The 15,230-nt window shown below is 71.7% G+C and carries 16 protein-coding genes; 10 read left to right on the forward strand and 6 right to left on the reverse strand.

From position 1 onward, the window contains the following. Window positions 1-126: 126 nt before the first annotated feature. Window positions 127-978: an SDR family oxidoreductase gene (locus BMY74_RS37890; RefSeq protein WP_089925075.1), complete on the forward strand. Its 852-nt coding sequence runs from the start codon at window positions 127-129 to the stop codon at window positions 976-978. 28 nt (window positions 979-1,006) lie between these two features. Beyond that, the gene (locus tag BMY74_RS37895; protein WP_089925079.1) at window positions 1,007-1,708 is read left to right on the forward strand and encodes a type 1 glutamine amidotransferase domain-containing protein; all 702 of its coding nucleotides are present in this window, start codon (window positions 1,007-1,009) and stop codon (window positions 1,706-1,708) included. 193 nt (window positions 1,709-1,901) lie between these two features. Here the strand turns inward: BMY74_RS37895 and BMY74_RS37900 are convergent, their stop codons facing one another. Next, entirely contained in the window at window positions 1,902-2,267 is a 366-nt protein-coding gene (locus BMY74_RS37900) for a nuclear transport factor 2 family protein (RefSeq protein ID WP_089925082.1), read from the reverse strand. 109 nt (window positions 2,268-2,376) lie between these two features. Here BMY74_RS37900 and BMY74_RS37905 point away from each other — a divergent pair, with 109 nt between their 5' ends. The 3 genes from BMY74_RS37905 (at window position 2,377) to BMY74_RS37915 (ending at window position 7,573) form a co-directional block, all read left to right on the forward strand. Beyond that, window positions 2,377-3,345 (forward strand): helix-turn-helix transcriptional regulator, encoded by a 969-nt coding sequence (locus BMY74_RS37905; protein WP_089925085.1) that lies wholly within the window; start codon window positions 2,377-2,379, stop codon window positions 3,343-3,345. Window positions 3,346-3,433: 88 nt separating this feature from the next. Then, window positions 3,434-6,598 (forward strand): S8 family peptidase, encoded by a 3,165-nt coding sequence (locus BMY74_RS37910; RefSeq protein ID WP_089925089.1) that lies wholly within the window; start codon window positions 3,434-3,436, stop codon window positions 6,596-6,598. Window positions 6,599-6,616: 18 nt separating this feature from the next. Further along, on the forward strand, window positions 6,617-7,573 hold the full coding sequence (locus tag BMY74_RS37915) for a phosphotransferase family protein (RefSeq protein ID WP_245786593.1): 957 nt from the start codon (window positions 6,617-6,619) through the stop codon (window positions 7,571-7,573). Window positions 7,574-7,650: 77 nt separating this feature from the next. Here the strand turns inward: BMY74_RS37915 and BMY74_RS37920 are convergent, their stop codons facing one another. Continuing rightward, the gene (locus BMY74_RS37920) at window positions 7,651-8,937 is read right to left on the reverse strand and encodes an ABC transporter substrate-binding protein (RefSeq protein WP_245786594.1); all 1,287 of its coding nucleotides are present in this window, start codon (window positions 8,935-8,937) and stop codon (window positions 7,651-7,653) included. Window positions 8,938-9,395: 458 nt separating this feature from the next. On the opposite strand from BMY74_RS37920, the gene BMY74_RS37925 reads away from it, so the two are divergent. Continuing rightward, on the forward strand, window positions 9,396-9,770 hold the full coding sequence (locus tag BMY74_RS37925) for an STAS domain-containing protein (protein WP_089925098.1): 375 nt from the start codon (window positions 9,396-9,398) through the stop codon (window positions 9,768-9,770). A gap of 116 nt (window positions 9,771-9,886) precedes the next feature. Here the strand turns inward: BMY74_RS37925 and BMY74_RS37930 are convergent, their stop codons facing one another. Further along, window positions 9,887-10,666 (reverse strand): SGNH/GDSL hydrolase family protein, encoded by a 780-nt coding sequence (locus tag BMY74_RS37930; RefSeq protein WP_089925101.1) that lies wholly within the window; start codon window positions 10,664-10,666, stop codon window positions 9,887-9,889. Window positions 10,667-10,747: 81 nt separating this feature from the next. On the opposite strand from BMY74_RS37930, the gene BMY74_RS37935 reads away from it, so the two are divergent. After that, window positions 10,748-11,281 carry a winged helix-turn-helix transcriptional regulator gene (locus BMY74_RS37935; RefSeq protein ID WP_089925104.1) on the forward strand — a complete coding sequence of 178 codons (534 nt, stop codon included), beginning with the start codon at window positions 10,748-10,750 and terminating at the stop codon, window positions 11,279-11,281. Here the strand turns inward: BMY74_RS37935 and BMY74_RS37940 are convergent, their stop codons facing one another. Further along, the gene (locus BMY74_RS37940; RefSeq protein WP_281245041.1) at window positions 11,282-11,791 is read right to left on the reverse strand and encodes a mycothiol transferase; all 510 of its coding nucleotides are present in this window, start codon (window positions 11,789-11,791) and stop codon (window positions 11,282-11,284) included. A 168-nt stretch (window positions 11,792-11,959) separates the two neighbouring features. Here BMY74_RS37940 and BMY74_RS37945 point away from each other — a divergent pair, with 168 nt between their 5' ends. The 3 genes from BMY74_RS37945 to BMY74_RS37955 all read left to right on the forward strand — a co-directional run bounded on the left by BMY74_RS37945 (window position 11,960) and on the right by BMY74_RS37955 (window position 14,676). Next, a complete protein-coding gene (locus BMY74_RS37945; RefSeq protein ID WP_089925107.1) occupies window positions 11,960-13,165 on the forward strand; it encodes a PucR family transcriptional regulator in 1,206 nt (401 codons plus the stop codon). A gap of 114 nt (window positions 13,166-13,279) precedes the next feature. Continuing rightward, a complete protein-coding gene (locus BMY74_RS37950) occupies window positions 13,280-14,293 on the forward strand; it encodes a dipeptidase (protein ID WP_218159885.1) in 1,014 nt (337 codons plus the stop codon). A gap of 89 nt (window positions 14,294-14,382) precedes the next feature. Beyond that, complete coding sequence (locus BMY74_RS37955) at window positions 14,383-14,676, forward strand: hypothetical protein (protein WP_089925113.1); 294 nt, start codon at window positions 14,383-14,385, stop codon at window positions 14,674-14,676. Window positions 14,677-14,716: 40 nt separating this feature from the next. Here the strand turns inward: BMY74_RS37955 and BMY74_RS37960 are convergent, their stop codons facing one another. Together BMY74_RS37960 and BMY74_RS37965 are read right to left on the reverse strand one after the other, a co-directional pair. Then, window positions 14,717-14,896, reverse strand: a complete 180-nt coding sequence (locus BMY74_RS37960) for a hypothetical protein (RefSeq protein WP_089925116.1) — start codon at window positions 14,894-14,896, stop codon at window positions 14,717-14,719. After that, window positions 14,893-15,210: a hypothetical protein gene (locus tag BMY74_RS37965; RefSeq protein WP_089925120.1), complete on the reverse strand. Its 318-nt coding sequence runs from the start codon at window positions 15,208-15,210 to the stop codon at window positions 14,893-14,895. The genes BMY74_RS37960 and BMY74_RS37965 overlap by 4 nt, the downstream gene beginning before the upstream one ends. Window positions 15,211-15,230: the final 20 nt, after the last annotated feature.

Raw genomic sequence — 15,230 nt, forward strand, 5'->3', positions numbered from 1 at the left:
TCGCGCAGTCCTAGCGCAGTCACGGAGTTCATAACTGGACCTCCGAGTCCTAGGTTGCCGAGTCCGAGGTCGCACAGGGCCGGATATGCGTCCCAACGGGACCGTTCGCGGCGCCAGGCTTGTGCCATGACCTTTCCGACCGATCGTCCCGCCACCTGGTTCGTCACCGGCACCTCCCGTGGCCTGGGCCTCGAACTCGTCAAGCAGCTCCTGGAGCGGGGCGACAACGTCGCCGCGACGACCCGCTCGACCGAACGCCTCCTCGCGGCGCTCGACACCGACACCACCCGCCTGCTGCCGCTGGCGGTCGACCTCCGCGACGAGGCCGCGGTGGCGCAGGCCGTGCGGCAGACGACCGACCGCTTCGGCGGGCTAGACGTCGTGGTCAACAACGCCGGCTACGGCTTCCTCGCCGCGGTGGAGGAGACCAGCGACCGCGACGTGCGGGACATGCTCGACGTCCAGGTCGCCGGCGTGTGGAACGTCCTGCGCGCCACGCTTCCGGTCCTGCGCGAGCAGCGCGGCGGCCACGTCGTCAACGTGTCCTCGGTCCTCGGCCTGACCTCGGTGCCCGGCTGGGCGCTCTACTGCGCCGGCAAGTACGCGCTGGAGGGCCTGAGCGAGGCGCTCGCCGGTGAGGTCGCGGGCTTCGGCGTCGGCGTCACGATCGTCGAGCCCGGCTACTTCCGCACGGGCTTCCTCACCACCGACTCGCTGGCGCTGCCCGAGAACACCACCCCGGCGTACCCGGAGATCCGCGAGATGGTCGAGAACCACCTGAAGCTGCAGGGAAACCAGCTCGGCGACCCGGTCAGGGGCGCCCGGATCACGATCGAGAAGGTCGTGTCGGGCGACACCTCGCTGCGCCTGGTCCTCGGCTCGGACTCCCACGCTTACGCCACCGCGAAGGTCCATGCGCTGCAGGCGACCCTCGACGCCGCCGCCTCCACCGCGTCCGCCAGCGACTTCCCCGCCTGACGCACCTGCCCCGGAACGGAGCCAGCAGATGAGCAAGATCCTGATCGTCATGTCCGCCGCCGACGTCTGGGAGCGCACCGACGGCTCGGCCTACCCGACGGGCTACTGGGCGGAGGAACTGGCCGCCCCGCACGAGAAGTTCGTCGAGGCGGGCTTCACCGTCGACTTCGCCTCGCCCGGCGGCGTCCTGCAGCCGCTGGACGCGCACAGCGCCGACCCGGAGATCGCCGGGCCGGAGTGCGGGCACCACGTCGAGCACGCCGAGCGCGCACTGCGGGAGTTCGGCCCGCTGCTCAAGCTCGACGAGGTCGCTCTGGACGACTACGTCGCGATCGTGCTGCCCGGCGGCCACGGTCCCGTCGTGGACCTGTACCAGGACGCCGACCTCGGCAGGCTCCTCGTCGAGGCCGACGCGTCCGGGAAGGTGATCGGCGCGGTCTGCCACGGCCCGGCGGCGCTGCTCTCCGCCGTCGACGCCGACGGCAGGTGGGTGTTCGAGGGCCGCAGGATGGCGGCCTTCACCGACGAGGAGGAGCAGCTGTTCGGCACCGCCGAGAACGCGCCGTGGTTGCTGGCGAGCACGTTGCGGGACAAGGGCGCGCTGCACTCGCAAGGGCCCGCCTACCAGGCCTACACCGTGCGCGACCGCAACCTGTTCACCGGGCAGAACCCCGCGTCGAGCGCCCCGATGGCCGAGGCGATGATCACCGCCCTGACCGAGGAGGGGTGAGGTGGCCGGAGCTGGCCCGGTGCGGCCGCTCACGGACTCCGCTGCCGCCGTGCCCGTGAGCGCCGTGCCCGACCGGCTCCACAAAGGACTGGTCATGGCCGGGTGATGGCTTCCCGCTGCGGGTAGCGCTACTCCGCGGCCCCGCCTCGTACCCCGGCAGCGCGAGCGCCATGACCAGGTCCGTGGTGTCCGGTCAGGACTGCGCGGCCCGCAGCATCGGCGACATGTCGAACACGCTGATCACGTGGCTGATCTTGCCGTCGGCGACGGTCAGGTACTCGGTCCCGTGCAGGTTCCGCACGAACGGCAGGTCGACGGCGTAGACGGTCACGGCGCGGGTGTCGTGGCCGAGCACGTCGACCACCTCGCCCTTGAGCATCCTGCCCACGAACGGCGCGAGGAACTGCCGGTAGCCCTCGATGCCCTCGATGCGTCCGCTGGGCGCCTCGCACACGACGTCGTCGGCCACGAAGCTCAGGGCCTTCTCGGCGTCGCCGCTGGTCCAGGCGCGGACGTACTCGTCGGCGATCGTCTGCGCGGCACCGGTGGTGGCGGTCATGACTGGTGGTTCCTCCCTGTCCGGTCGCGCTCGTCGCGACCAGGTGACCAGAGTGTTGCGGCACTTATATGTCATCTTCTGTCATGTACGTGGAGAAGAATCCGGAGGCATGAGGTCCGACCGCCTGCTCTCGATCCTGCTGCTCCTGCAGACCCACGGGCAGCTGTCCGCCACCGATCTGGCCGGGCGGCTGGAGGTCTCGGTCCGCACGATCATGCGCGACGTCGAGGCCCTTTCGACGGCGGGCGTGCCCGTCTACACCGTGCGCGGCCCGCAGGGAGGCATCGCGCTGCTGCCGGGCTACCAGACGGACGTCACCGGCCTGACCACCGACGAGTCGCGGGCCCTGTTCGTGGCGCTGGCCGGTTCCGCGCACACCGATCTCGGCCTCGGTCAGGCCCTCGGTTCCGCCCTGCGCAAGGTGATGGCCGCGCTGCCCGCCCCGCACCGGGGCGGCGCCGACCTGACCAGCAGGCGCGTGCTGATCGACCCGGTCCGCTGGCGGGGTGCGCCGGGGCGGTCGGACCTGGAGGTCTTCCAACGCGCCGTGTTCGCCGACCGGCGCTTGGAGCTGCGCTACCGGCACGGCCGCGACAACCGCGCGCACACCTACGTCGTCGACCCGTACGGCCTGGTCAACAAGGCGGGCGTCTGGTACCTGGTCGCGGACCACGAAGGTGAACCCGGCCTCTACCGCGTCGACCGCTCCCAGTCGGCCGTCGTGCTCACCGAGCCCGTCCAGCGGCGCGCCGGCGTCGAACTCGACGAGGTGTGGGAGGTCCTGCGCCGCCGCATCGACGACCTCCCGTCGCTCGTGGCCGTCACGGCCCTGGTGCGGGACGACGTGCTGGCCCTGTTCCTGCGCGTGCACCAGGCGGATCTCGCCGAACCGGACGGGACGCCCGTTCCGCAGGGGCCCGGCTGGAGCCGGGTGGAGCTGCGCTTCCGCTCGGTGCGCGCCGTCGAGACCCTGCTCGCCTTCGGCTCGGGCGTCGAGGTGCTCACCCCCGACGAGGCGCGCCGAGCCCTGAGCCGGCAGGCCAGGGCGGTCGCCGCCCTCTACGCGGCGGAGGTTTAGACCAACTCTGGCAACTGGCAACGGGTGGAAACCACCAGCGGAGCCAGTAGATCTCTGTGTGGGCGCCGGAGATCTCCAGAGGGGGAGCATGAGCAACAGGTGGAGGCGGTCCGCCGCGGTCGTCGTGGTCGCGGCGGCGGGTCTCGTCGGGCCGGTGGCGCACGCGAACGCCGGGCCGGTCGCCTCGCCGACCGGCCAGGGGCGCACGATCACGCTGGTCACCGGCGACCAGGTGGTGCTCACCGCGACCGGGCACGCCGTCGTGCGCGCGGCCGAGGGCAGGGAGCACGTCGGCTTCCTGACCCGCACCGACGTCAACGGCGACGTCAGCGTCACGCCGTTCGACGCGCTCGGCCCGCTTCGGGACGGACGGCTCGACCCCCGGCTGTTCAACGTCACCCGGCTCCTCGACAGCGGCTACGGCGACGCCGAACGCGGCGACATCCCGTTGATCGTCACCCGGCCAGGCAACCTCAACGCGCGCACGGTCCGCGCGTTGCCGAGCATCGGTGGCGCGGCCGTGCTCGCGGTCAAGGACACGGCGTTCTGGAACACCCGCGACGCCACCAGGATCTGGCTCGACGGCCCCGTGCACGCCCTGCTCGACAGGAGCGTGCCGCAGATCGGCGCTCCGGCCGCCTGGCAGGCTGGCCACACCGGCAAGGGCACCACGGTCGCGGTGCTCGACACCGGGATCCAGGCCACCCACCCCGACCTCGCCGACGCCGTGACCGAGGCGAAGGACTTCACCGGCAGCGCGAGCGGGACCGCGGACAAGCACGGCCACGGCACGCACGTCGCGTCGATCGTCACGGGCGGCCACCCGAAGTACCAGGGCGTCGCGCCCGACACGAGGCTGCTCGTCGGCAAGGTCCTCAACGACGCGGGCAGCGGCACGGAGTCCGGGATCATCGCCGGGATGGAGTGGGCCGCGGCCGGCGGTGCCCAAGTGATCAACATGAGCCTGGGCGGCGACGCCCCCAGCGACGGCACCGATCCGCTGTCGCAGGCGGTGAACGAGCTCACCGCGCGGACGGGCGCCCTGTTCGTGATCGCCTCGGGCAACAGCGGACGCACGCCGGGCTCGCCGGCGGCCGCGGACGCCGCGCTCACCGTCGGCGCCGTCGACCACACCGACGCGCTCGCCGGCTTCTCGAGCCGCGGCCCACGACTGCGCGACAACGCCATCAAGCCGGACATCACCGCACCGGGCGTGGACATCGTCGCCGCGCTGGCGCGGGACAGCCTCATCAGCCGGCTGGAACCGCCGGTGGGGGAGGACCACGTCGCGCTGTCCGGCACGTCCATGGCGACCCCGCACGTGGCCGGCGCCGCCGCGATCCTGGCCGGCCGGCACCCGGAGTGGAAGGCACCGCAGCTCAAGGCGGCCCTGATGGGCACCGCGAAGCCGAACCCCGCGCTGACCGCGTTCGAACAGGGCGCCGGGCGGGTCGACGTCGCCAAGGCGGTGACGACGTCCGTGCACGCGTCCGTGGCGAGCATCAACAACGGTGTCGTGCAGTGGCCGCACACCGACGACGTCCCGGTCACCACAGCGGTGACCTACCACAACTCCGGCACGTCACCCGTGACCCTGGCCCTCGCGACGGAGGTCGAAGACCCCAACGGCAAGGCCGCTCCGGCGGGGATGTTCACCGTCGCCCCCGCGACCCTGACGATCGCTCCCGGCGCGTCCGCCCAGGCGACCGTCACCACCGACACGAAGGCCGGCGGCGCCGACGGGATCTACAGCGGTGTGGTCACGGCCGGGGACCTGCGCACGCCCATCACCGTGACCCGGGAAGTGGAGAGCTACGACCTCAAGGTGAACGTCCTCGGCACGGACGGCAAGCCCACCCCCGACTACGCGTTCCGGCTCGTCGACCTGAGCAAGCCGGAGTCCCGCGTGCCGTACGAATCCTCGGGTTCGCTGACGGTCCGCGCACCCAAGGGGCACTACTACTTCGAATCGCAGGTGTCCACATCGGACCGACTTGCGGTGGCCGTCGAGCCCGACGTGGACCTCGGCGCCGCCACCACGATCACCGTCGACGCCCGGCAGGGCAGGCCCGCGGGCCTCGTCCTCGACCGGCGCGGCGCCAAGGCGGGCCAGAAGTTCGTGGAGTTCTCCCGCTCGACCTCCTACGGAGGCAAGGACCACCTGCGCACGACGATCAGCCCTCCCGAGTACGGCGACGTCCTCGTCAGCCCGTCGAAGACCTCGGCACCCGGTCGGTTCCGCTACTCGGTCGGCGGCAGGTTCGCCGAGAAGGACGCCACCGGGAGCTTCGACGCCAGCCCGTACCTGTACAACGTGCGGGGTGACGTCGACGGCCGCATGCCGGTGGATCCCGTGCTCCGGTTGCGGGACAAGGACCTGGTGAAGGTCCGCACCACGCACGGCGCCACGACGTCCGGGACCACGGGCACCCGGGAAGGCATGATCACCAAGCCGTTGCCGTACGTCCTGGAGGAGCTCTACTCGCCGGAAACGCCGTGGTTCAACGACTTCTCGGAGATGACGGCGGCGGGGGAGTACCGGTCGCGCCTGTTCTCCAGCGCGCCGACGAGCTTCCCGCGGGGCAGGACCGCCACCGACTCGTTCAACCTGGCGGTGTTCGGCCCCGACCTGCCCTCGAACCCGGGCAGGCCGACCCGGTACGCCAGCCGGTCGACCGACACGATGGTCTTCCAGATCCCGCTCTTCGCCGACTCCGGCCGCGACCGCGAGGGGTTCTCCGCGCACACCGGCAGCTCCACGCTCTACCGGGACGGCGTCGAGATCGGCAGGATCCCGAGCACCAGCGGTCTGTTCGCGGCTGGCTCCGGCCCGGCCACCTACCGGTTGCACACCGAGGCGACCAGGGACCGCACGCTGACCAGCGAGGTCGTCGCCGACTGGACCTTCACCTCCGACACGGTCGCCGAGGGCCCGGCCCGGCCGCTGCCGCTGATGGCCGTGAAGTTCACACCCGCCGTGGACGGCCACAACCGCGCGAGCAGGCTCTCGGCGGTCGTGCCCCTGTCGGTCAGCCACAACACCGGCATCGCCGCCCGCCCCACGGGCGTGCAGGTGTCGTACGACCGGGGAGCGACGTGGCGAGCCGCCCCGCTGGTGGGCGGCAACGGCAGGTGGGCCGCCGTCCTGAGCCATCCCCGGGGCGCCGTCTCGGTGTCGCTCAAGGCGTCGGCCAGGGACACCGCCGGCAACTCCGTCACCCAGACTGTCATCGACGCGTTCCTGCTGAAGTGACGGTTTCCGGGGGATTCAATGCACAACGAGCACCGGCTCGAGCTGGACGACGACACGATGCGCCGCGTGCTGAGCGAGGCGGGCGTCGACCCCGTCACCGCGACCGGCTGGGTGGAGCTGACCGAGGGCACCTACAACACCGCCTACCGGATCAGGCGGGCCGGCGGTCCGGGCCTGGTGCTGAAGGTGGCACCGCACCCGGACGCACCGGGCCTCACCCACGAGCGCGGCCTCATGCGGACCGAGACCGCCTTCTACCGGGCGGCAGGAGGGCGCGCGCCGGTACCCGAGGTGGTGCACGCCGACTTCGGCCGCACCACCGTCCCGGCCGACCTCCTGCTGATGACGGAGATCCAGGGCGACACCCTCGCGGCACGCGCTGCCACGACCACACCGGCGGAGGCGGCCGCGCTGCGGACCGGCCTCGGCCGGGTCGTCGCCGGTCTGCACGAGGTCACCGGCACCGGCTACGGCTACCCGCAACTCGGGCTGGCCCGCACCTGGCGCGAGGCGTTCCTGTCCATGGTGGACGGTGTGCTGGCGGACGCCGCGAGGTTCGCCGTGGCGCTGCCGGTCGACGACGTCGCGGGCCGCATGCGCTCGCACGCCGCACTGCTGGACGAGGTGTCCCGTCCCGTTCTCGTGCACTTCGACCTGTGGGACGGCAACGTCCTCGTCCACGACGGCCGGGTGACGGGCCTGATCGACGGGGAGCGCGCGTTCTGGGGCGACCCGCTCGCCGAGTTCGTGTCGCTCGCGCTGTTCGACGACATCGAACGCGACCGGGCCTTTCTGTCCGGTTACGGCGCCGGGCCGTTCACGCGGAGCGCGCGGCTGCGGCTGGCGATGTACCGCAGCTACCTCTACCTGGTCATGCTCGTCGAGGGCACGCCGCGCGGGTACTCCGGTCCCGGGCACCAGCAGCAGGTCGAGCTCGTGCGCAAGCACCTGTGCGCCGAACTGGGGGCGTTGTGACGCACGTGTTCACTTCGCCGTGAACACGTGCGATCCGAGCGCTGTGCCCTCCGGACGAGCCGGTCGTGGCGTGTCGCTCATCCGGCGATCTTCTTCGCCTCCTTCACCGCCGTGCCCCAGGCGTCGTTCGCGTTCTTGCCCTGTTCGACGGACCGCAGCGCCGGGCCGAACGCGTCCTCCTGGATCTGCCCGTCGGCGGGCCCCTTGTGCTGCGCGGCCTTGACCTTCTGCACCTGCGCGGCGAACAGGGCGCCCGCCTTGACGTTGTCGAAGTAGGTGTTGACCTGCTCCAGCAGGGCCCGGTTCTCCAGCGCGTCGATCTGGCTGGGGAAGGTTCCTCTCGCCTGGAAGGCCTTGATCTGCTGTTCGGGCGCGGTCAGCCAGGCGGCGAGCTCGGCGGCCTTGCCGGCGTTGCGGCTCTGCTTCGGCACGGTCAGGTACGAGCCGCCCCAGTTGCCGCCGCCGTCGGGGAACGCGTCGGTGACGGCCCACTTGCCGGCGTTCTCCGGCCCCGCCTGGGTCTCGATGACGCCGAGCATCCACGACGGGCACGTCGTGGTGGCGAACCTGCCGAGCTTGAAGCCGGTGTTCCACTCGTTGCTGAAGGCCGTGAGCTTCGCCGACTGCCCTCTCGCCACGGCGTTGGTGACGGCGTTCCAGTCGTTGCGGATGTCCGGGTTGGACTCGACGACGAGCGTGTCGGAGGTGTCGAAGTAGCCGACGTCGTGCTGGTTGTGCATGGCGTTGAAGATCTGCGCCGCGCTGTCGAACCAGGCGACACCGGAGACGGCGGCGACGAACCTGTCACCCGCGGCGAAGTAGCTGTCCCAGGTGGCGAAGAGCTGCCGGACGTCGTCGGGTTCGGACGGCAGACCGGCTTCGGCGAAGAGGTCCTTGCGGTAGCACAGGGCGAGCGGGCCGATGTCCGTGCCGTAGCCGATCAGCCGGCCGTTCCTGGTGGTCGCGGCCTCGACCTTCCACCGGAGCCAGCGGTCCGGCGTCACGGCCTTCGGACCGATCTCCAGCAGGTCGTGGAACTGGTCGGACCTGGCCATGACCTGGCTCAGGTAACCCTCTTCGACGGCCTCGACGTCGGCGAGACCCGACCCCGCGCCCAGCTTCGTGAAGAGGTTCTGGTGGTGCGGGGCGCCCTGGCCCGTCTTGCGGGGCGTGATCTTGACGTCCGGGTGGGCGGCCTCGTACTCCCGGAACAACTCCTCGTAGCCGAACTCGTTGAACGTGGCGACGGTCAGCTCGGTTCTGCCGTCGGCGGTCCGGTTCGCCGCTCCTCCCGCGCCGCAGGCGGCGACGACGGTGGAGACGACGACACAGACCACCACTCTGACCCAGTGGCGGGGACGCACGTGAGAACTCCTCTAGCGGCGGCGGTAGAGCTGGGAGCGTTCCCAGGTTGGGGAGTCTCATATCGCCCTGCGCGACGTGTCAAGCTCCGTGTCGTGGCTGACGCACGCGCTCGCCGGTCTGCGGTGAGAGTTGGGCGCCTGAACAGCGGTGATGCTGGAATCGCATACCTGGCGAGCCCGATGACCGCCCGGAGCGAATCGGTCCACGGTGCTGCCGGAAAGACCAGCGAGTCTGGGAGCGCTCCCGGAATGTGGGAATCAATCGTCGGCGTCTGGAGTGTCACCCGGATGTCGGATCGACGGCGTGAAAGCTCTGTTCGCGGGGTATGTCACCTCCGCGGCGCGAGCGCGAACGCAACCGAGTTGAGGATCGTGTAAGCGCAGCGTAACGTCCGGATGTACGCGTGGTGACGAAGTGCGTTGGAGGATTCGGTAGTGATGCGTCTGCGGGGTGCACGATGACGGTCGAGCCAGCCGAAGGCACTGCGGCGGATGTGCAGACCGCCGATCGGGACGGGGTGCTCGTCGCCACGGTCACCGGGGAGCTCGACGCGGCCACCGTCGACGCCGCGGGTACCGCCCTGACCGAGCTCCTGGACAAGCAGCCGGCCGCCCTCGTGGTCGACCTCGCCGTGTCGTTCCTGAGTTCGGCCGGGTTGTCGATGCTGCTGAAGCTGCACGGCCGGGCCCAGAACGACGGCATCGGGTTCGCGATCGTGGCGCAGGACAACGCCGCTCAGCACCCGCTCTTCATCAGCGGGTTGAGCGAGGTCCTCCCGCTCGCCGAGACCGTCGACGCCGCCGTCGAGTCGGTTCGCGGGTCCGGCGACTGATCAGCGCCTGACCGGGGCGGCGCGCGGGTGCTCGGCGCCATGCGAGCGACCTGCTCGCGGAAGCTCTGCGCGGGGTGGAGTCATCGGCGCGGCGTGCCCGGTCGCGTCCTGAGCGCTCAGAGCGACTGACCCGGTGCGTTCACCGCGGTGTCCCACCGGCCGCGCGGGAGCTGACTCGGCAGGCTGCGGCGGAAGTCGGTCCGGACGATCGTGCACAGCGAGCGGATCTCGGCCATCCGCTGCGCCGCGCCGACCGGTGGTCCGGCGGCGGTCCAGGGCGTGCGGGCGCGGCCGAGGAGGAGCTCGGCGAACGTGTGGGCGATGCCGGCGTGGCCGTGGGTGCCGGGGTGCACGCGGTCGATCGACCACATGCGCGGCGCGTGGGTGCGCTCGTCGTGCCAGAGGTCGTGCATGACCGCCTCGTACTGGGCGGCGATCGTGCGCACCAGGTCGTTGACGTGCTGCAGGCGCGAGCGCGTCGCCTGGTGCCGGGCCGGGGGACCGGGCCAGCGCCGCGTGACGTCGGGCAGGGTCGCCATGATCACGCGGGCGCCGCTGTCGCGCAGGGCGGCGACGGCGTGGGTGAGCGCCTTGCCGACGGCGGGACCGTCGAAGCCGTCGCGGTCGAACGCGTCGTTGGCGCCCGCCACGACGCTGACGAGGTCGGGCTTGCTCCGCAGCGCGGGCTCGAGCTGGTGCTCCAGCACGTGCCGGGTGCGCCATCCGCGGACGGCGAGGTTGTCGTACTCGAGACCCGGCCAGGCGTGGGCGAGCTCGCCGGCCAGCACGTCGGCCCAGCCGCGCAGGCTGCCGTCCCGGCGGGGATCGCCGACCCCCTCCGTGACGCTGTCGCCCAGCGCCACGAACCGCCGCACCGGCTGAGTACTGTCAACCATACTCAGCACGGTAGCCCATCGCGGGGACGTCTCCCGCACGGCCTCCGCCGGGGTGCTGGGAACATGTGACAGAGTGCGCGCATGCAGCACAAAGGCGTGCCGGAGCCGACCGCCAGGCCACCTGCGGACGACGCGCACGAGTTGCGGTGGAGGCGCGAGGCCTGGCAGCTGGAACCGGACTCCGCGCAACGCGCGCTGGACGTGCTCGTGCCGCGCAGCGCCGGGCAGATCGTGCGGGAGGCCTTCTACGGCACGCGGCGCTTCGACGACTTCCTGCGCCACACCGGCATGACGCGCGGCGTGCTGTCGGCGCGCCTGCGGGAGCTGACCGGTCAGGGCATCCTCGTCAGGGTCGCCTACCACGACACCGGCTCCCGCGGCCGTCACGAGTACCGGCTCACCGACAAGGGACGTGACCTCGCCGCGGCCATCATCAGCCTGCTCACCTGGGCCGACCGCTGGCTGCCGAGCCCGGCGGGACCCACCGTGGCGCTGTCGCACCGCGAGTGCGGCGCGCCGATCCGCACCGAGATCCGCTGCGGCGAGGGCCACCGCGTCGACAGCATCGGCGACATCCGCGCGGAACCCGGGCCCGGTGCCCGGCCGCAGCCCTAGCTAAAGCTCGCGTTCCCGCAGCCCCCGGACGAAGGCGGCCTGCCCGACGTGCTGCAGGTCGTCCTCGAGCACGCTGACGAGGCGCACCGCGCGGGTCACCGGCGGGTCCCACGACTCGTCGATCACCGTCGAGAGGTCGTCGACGTCCAGTTCACGCAGGTAGGCCCGGGTGCGTTCGTGGACGGCCCGGTGGTAGCCGAGCAGCAGGTCAGTCGACGCCCGCACGGCCGCGACCTGCTCGTCGCCGTGGCCGTAGCCGGTGTCGCCGCGGGGCAGCGGCAGGTCGAACCGGTCCGCCCAGCCGTCGGCGGTCCAGGCCTGGTCGGTGCCCGCGAGGTCGGCGACGTGGTCGTCCTGCACGCGGGTGAGGTGCCAGACGAGCCAGGCGATCGAGTTCGCCGAGCCGTCGACCCGGTGCGCCAGGTCGTCGGGGGACAGGCCGTCCACGACCTCCGCCACCGCCTGCTGGACCCTGTCGAACCCGTCGAGCAACAGGTCCGTTGCACTGATCTTGCTCATGACTTCCGGCTACCCACAACGGGGCGTTCGTGCACCCACTCGACAGGTGTCGAACCGAAAGCAGCCATAGAGTGACTGCTGTCGCGTTGAAGCACCCCCTGTTGTCCCTACCATCGGGCTGATGACGAGAGGCGTGGCGATGCGTCGGAACGCGGCACCGTGAGCGAGGACCTGCAGCGGGTGGTGGACACGCTCGCCCGGCAGCTCGGCCGGGCGGTCGCGGTCGACGACGTCCACTTCCGGCTGCTCGCCTACAGCGCGCAGGCCGGTCCGATCGACGACATGCGCGCACGGGTCGTGCTGACCAGGGAGGCGCCGCCCGAGGCCGTCGCGTGGCTGCGGAAGCTCCGGCTCCAGCGCGCCGACGGACCGGTGCGGCTGCCCACGACCGACGAGTTCGACCTGCTCCCGCGGGTCGCGATCCCGATCCGGTTCCAGGGCGTCCAGTTCGGCTACCTGTGGCTCATCGACGCTGACGAACCGGTGGACGACGCCGGGCTGGCCCTCGCCGGTGTCGCGGCCGACGAGGCCGCGGAAGTGCTGTTCCGCGAACGGGCGTTGGGCGAGCTGCACGACGCCCGCGTCGGCGAGTTCCTCCGCGACCTGATGTCGGACGACCACGTCGCGCGCACCCTCGCCGCGGACGGGCTCGTCGAATCGGGCCTCTTCGCGGCACGCGGGGGTGTCGTCGCCATCGTCGTCGCGCCACTGCCGGTGGCCGGTCAGGACGTCGACGAGGGCGACCGCCTCGCGCTGGGAGCGGCTCTGCGCGCGGCGGCCCACACGATGCCGTTCCGCGAGAGCATGTACCTGGTCCGCCCCGGCCACGGGCTGTTCGTCGCCACGCAACGCGCGATGGACCGGGTCCCGCGGCTCGCCGACGAACTGTGCTCGTCGGCGGTGCAGAGGCTCGGGCGCGCCGACCGGTGGCGGGCCGTCGTCGCCGGCGTGGGCCGCCCGACGGTGCGGCTGACCGACGTCGCCACCTCGTACCAGCAGGCCCTCGACGCGATCAGGGTCGCCGACGTCATCCCGGTGTTCCGGCCCGTCGCCCGCCACGACGCGCTGGGGATCTACGCGCTGCTGGTCGCCCAGCCGCGCGAGCAGCTCCGCAGCATGGGGGTCGAGCAGGCGATCACCGCGCTCGTCGACGCCGATCCCGCGCTCCTCGTCACCGCCGAGACCTTCCTCGACCGCGCGGGCGACTCCCGCGCGGTCGCCGAGCGCCTCAACGTGCACCGCGCGACGATCTACCACCGGCTCCGCCGCATCGAGCAGCTCACCGGCTTCGACCTGAGCGACGGTGAGCGCCGCCTCGTCCTCCACCTCGGCATCAAGGCGGCGAGACTGCTCGGCGACATCTGACGCGACCGATGTCGCACGGATCCGCCGCGGGGAGCGACGTTTCGCGCGTTCGTGCGGAAGTGGCGGCACCTAGACTCGACGACCATCTCGGCCCCGCAACCCCACAGGATGACCATGTCTCTGCACCAGGACGCCGTGGTGGTGGACTGCCACAACGACCTCATCCTGCTGGTCGACCACTTCGACCAGCGCGCCAAGCCCGGTCACTTCCGGGAGTTCTGGCTCCCCGAGCTGCGGGCGGGAGGAGTCGACGTCCAGATCCTGCCCATCTGCCTCGAAGAGGCCTTCCAGTCAGAGGGTGGTCTGCGGCGCACGCTGCTGCTCGTCGAGCGCATCCACCGCCTCGCCGCCGAGCACAGCGAGGACGTCGCGGTCTGCGTGACCGGCGCCGAGATCGACGCGGCCGTCGCCGCCGGCAGGATCGCCCTCGTCATCGCGCTGGAGGGAGCGCACGGCATCGGCCAGGACGTCGCGCTTGTCCGCACCCTGCACCGGGTGGGCGTCCGGGTCATCTCCCTCGCCCACTTCGGCCGCACGTTCCTCGCCGACGGCAGCGGCCTCGACGCGACCTCGCGCAGCCGCCTCACCCCGCAGGGCATCGAGGCGCTGCGGGAGATGGAGGAGCTGGGCATCGTCTTCGACATCAGCCACCTCGGCCTCGGCGGCGTCGACCACGTGCTGGAACTCGCCACCAGGCCGTTCCTCGCGACCCACTCGGCCTGCCTCGGCATCACCGACATCCACCGCAACCTCCACGACGACCACATCAAGCAGATCGCCGACCTCGGCGGCGTCATCGGCGTGGCGGCGGCCGTCCCGTTCTTCATCGACGCCCAGAACCCCACGGCCGACCGCGTCGCCGACCACGTCGAGCGGATCGCCGAGGTGGCGGGCATCGACCACGTCGGCCTCGGTCCCGACTTCATCGACGACTACTACCAGCAGGTCTACGGCGGCTGGATGCTCCCGCCGGGCTTCGAGGCCACGACCGCGCACGCCGAGGTCTCCCGCCCGTCGGACCTGCCGAAGATCACCGACGCGCTGGTGAGGCGCGGGTTCGCGGAGGCAGACATCCGCAAGGTGCTGGGCGAGAACGTGCTGCGGGTCCTGCGGGAGGTCATGGTCTGAGCACTTCCGGCACCCCGTGTTTTCGTCCCAGAGCGGGCGGGTACCGCTCGCGCATGAGCCGAACTCGTTGTCACGCAGCAGGTGTCGAAGTGACGCTGCGGTCCAAGCCGATGGTCCTCGACTTCGCCGGCGAGTACGACGACGCGGGTCTGCGGCTGGTCGCCGAGCTGCCGGACGCGGGTGGTGCCGAGGACGGCGGGACCGTCGTGCTGGAGCGGGACGCGGCCACGGTGACCCAGCCCGGCGGTGAGATCCGCCTGGCCGCACGGGAACCGCTGTGCGTCGGAGGTGACCCGGCGGACGTCGAGTTCGTGCTGCCGGAGAGCCCGGAGTCGACGGTGCTCACCGTGCGCGGACTCGTCGTGCGGGCGGAGGACGCCTGACAGGCGAGGCCTGCCAGGCGTGAGGAATCCTTCCAGCACCTTACGGAGCGGGATCCATCCCGCCGTCCCCACCGCGTCCGTCCGGTTCGGACTCGTCGCGTCCCCGGTGCGGCCCGCCCGGGTTCTCGTCGGCCAGGGTGGGACGCGTGTGCTCGGCACCGATGTCCGCGTCCTCCAGTTCGCTCTCCGCCGTCACGCGGTCGGGCTCGGGCGTCGTCATCGCCGCTCCTCCTGCCAGTCGTGGTGCGTGTCGAACGCCCCGGCGAGCAGCCGCAGCACCGTGTCGTCGTCCGTCTGCTCGACCTCGCTCCTCAGCTGGCCCACCTTCTCGGGGAACGGCACGAGTTCCCGCTCGTCGGCCGCCTGGGCCGGGCCGGGCAGCAGCAGGAGTCCCGCGCCGTCGTCGGTGCGGGTGATGCGCAGCCTCCCGCGGCGCTCCGCGTCGTCGAGCAACGGGAGCTCCTCGCCGGCCAGACGTCGTTCGTCCTCGTCGAGCCGGTCGAGGACGAACCTCCGCAGTTCATCGGTGTCCATGACACCGGGGTATCCGGCCC

The organism is Lentzea albida (assembly GCF_900111005.1).
GTDB lineage: Bacteria > Actinomycetota > Actinomycetes > Mycobacteriales > Pseudonocardiaceae > Lentzea > Lentzea albida.